The sequence below is a fragment of the Psychroflexus maritimus genome (genome assembly GCF_011089875.1).
In the GTDB taxonomy this organism is placed as follows: Bacteria; Bacteroidota; Bacteroidia; order Flavobacteriales; family Flavobacteriaceae; genus Psychroflexus; species Psychroflexus maritimus.
Genome location: NZ_JAANAS010000104.1, coordinates 1 through 309, shown reverse-complemented (window position 1 = coordinate 309; position 309 = coordinate 1). Strand labels below are relative to the sequence as shown.

The 309-nt window shown below is 34.3% G+C and carries 1 protein-coding gene; it reads left to right on the top strand.

Translation table 11 applies throughout. The annotated features are described in order from the left end of the window. A partial coding sequence (locus G7034_RS10890) for a hypothetical protein (protein WP_166400987.1) occupies positions 1-309 on the top strand: 309 nt, incomplete at both ends.

Here is a 309-nt window from a genome sequence, read left to right as displayed (position 1 = left end):
CCAGATTTACTTGAAGAGTGTGATACTTCAGAAGAGAATAATGGTTTTGCTGAATTTGATTTAGAAGCAGAAATTGAAGGAATTACAGGGGGAAACCCCAATTATGAAATCGAATTCTTCACCACCCAAGCCGAAGCAGAAGATTTAAGTATTGAAAACGGATTATTAAGTCCATATACCAATGAAAATCCATTGTCACAAAGCTTATTTGTAAGAGCAACCGATATTAACAACAATTGTGTTGCTTTCACTGAATTAGACTTGCAAGTTAATTTACGCCCATTTATTGAAGATTCAGAAAATATTGCC